The following is a 1933-nucleotide window of genomic DNA, read 5'->3' on the forward strand; positions in this document are numbered from 1 at the left end:
TGCCCGAATTCCCCGTTGCCTGCCGGATTTGTGTTCATTTCGCCCTACCGTTTGATCGCCCAACGAATCCCCAGCGGCAGAGTAGGGGCGAATATGGCAAAATTGACGGCACGCCGAAGCGCCGCCCGGCAGCCGGACGATCAGCCATTGTAGCGCTGGAAGACCAGCGACGCGTTGGTCCCGCCAAAGCCGAAGGAATTGGACAGCGCCACGTCGATCTGGCGGGCACGCGGCTTGTTCGGCACCAGGTCGATCGCGGTTTCGCGTTCCGGGTTGTCGAGGTTGATGGTCGGCGGCGCGACATTGTCCCTGATGGCAAGGATCGAGAAGATCGCTTCGGCGGCCCCCGCCGCCCCAAGCAGATGGCCGATCGACGACTTGGTCGACGACATCGAAATCTTCGATGCGGCATTGCCGACAAGCCGCTCGACCGCGCCGAGCTCGATCGTGTCGGCCATGGTCGAGGTGCCGTGCGCGTTGATGTAGTCGACATCGGCCGGCGTCAACTTGGCCCGGTTCAGTGCCGCCGTCATGCAACGGAAGGCGCCATCGCCATCCTCGGCGGGCGCGGTGATGTGATGCGCGTCGCCGGTGAGACCGTAACCCGTCACCTCGGCATAGATCTTGGCGCCGCGCGCCCTGGCATGTTCGAGCTCCTCGAGCACGACAACGCCGGCGCCCTCGCCCATGACGAAGCCGTCGCGGTCGCGATCATAGGGTCGCGACGCCGTTTGCGGCGAATCATTGCGTTCCGTCGACAGTGCCCGGCATGCGGCAAAGCCGGCGATCGACAGCCGCGTCACCGGCGCTTCGGCGCCACCGGCGACCATCACGTCGGCATCGCCCCACATGATCAACCGGGCAGCATCGCCAATGGCGTGCGCGCCGGTCGAACAGGCCGTGACGACGGCATGGTTCGGGCCTTTCAGTCCGTGCCGGATCGAAACCTGCCCGGAGACGAGATTGATGATCTGGCCCGGGATGAAGAAAGGGCTGATGCGGCGCGGGCCGCGCTCCTTGAGGATCATCGCGTTCTCGGCGATGCCCTCGATGCCGCCGATGCCGGAGCCGATCAGGACGCCGGTGGCACACCGCTCTTCATGCGTCTTGGGTTCCCAGCCGGAATCCTTCAGCGCCTCGTCGGCGGCGGCAATCCCGTAAAGGATGAAGTCGCCGATCTTGCGCAGTTCCTTGGGCTCGAGCACGGCCTCGGGATTGAAGGTGGCATTGCTGCCGTCACCACGCGGAATGACGTGGGCGATCTTGCAGGCAAGATCCTCCACCTCGAACTCAGTGATGCGCTTGGCAGCGCTGCGGCCGGTCAGAAGTTCCTTCCAGCTGTGCTCGAAGCCCATGCCGAACGGCGACAGCAACCCAAGGCCCGTGACGACGACACGCCTCATCGCAGGTCCTCCCCGGTGATGACTGCGGAAAGCGTCAGGCCGAAGCCTTGTCGATGTACTTCACGGCATCGCCAACGGTCAGGATGGTCTCAGCCGCATCGTCGGGAATCTCGACGCCGAATTCTTCTTCGAACGCCATGACGAGTTCGACCGTGTCGAGGCTGTCGGCGCCCAGATCATCGATGAAGCTCGCCTGCTCCGTCACTTTGTCGGCATCGACGCCAAGGTGCTCGATGACGATCTTCTTGACGCGCTCTGCGGTGTCACTCATTTGGGCATCCTCGTCTTTTGTTTGTCTGTCTTCGTTAGCGGGCAGAATGCCGCTAATCAAGCTGAAAGATGGTCCTGCCGGAAACGCAACGACTACGGACCGGTTTTTGCCCGAACCGCCGGGTTGCGGGCCGCATTACACGAAAAATAGCTGAGGTCCAAGCCGAAATGGTCTCTTTTCACAACCCGCCGGCGTTGCTGCCGAACCTCGTCAAATCATAGCCATGCCGCCATTTACGTGGATGGTCTGGCCAGTGACG

General features: G+C 62.9%; 2 protein-coding genes. Both read right to left on the reverse strand.

The genetic code is table 11. The features are described 5' to 3' along the window. Positions 1-140: 140 nt before the first annotated feature. Positions 141-1403: a beta-ketoacyl-ACP synthase II gene (gene fabF, locus EOD15_RS33630; protein ID WP_127273339.1), complete on the reverse strand. Its 1263-nt coding sequence runs from the start codon at positions 1401-1403 to the stop codon at positions 141-143. 34 nt (positions 1404-1437) lie between these two features. Continuing rightward, positions 1438-1674, reverse strand: a complete 237-nt coding sequence (locus tag EOD15_RS33635) for an acyl carrier protein (RefSeq protein ID WP_006203723.1) — start codon at positions 1672-1674, stop codon at positions 1438-1440. Positions 1675-1933: the final 259 nt, after the last annotated feature.

The sequence above is a fragment of the Mesorhizobium sp. M7A.T.Ca.US.000.02.2.1 genome (assembly GCF_003996995.1).
In the GTDB taxonomy this organism is placed as follows: Bacteria; Pseudomonadota; Alphaproteobacteria; order Rhizobiales; family Rhizobiaceae; genus Mesorhizobium.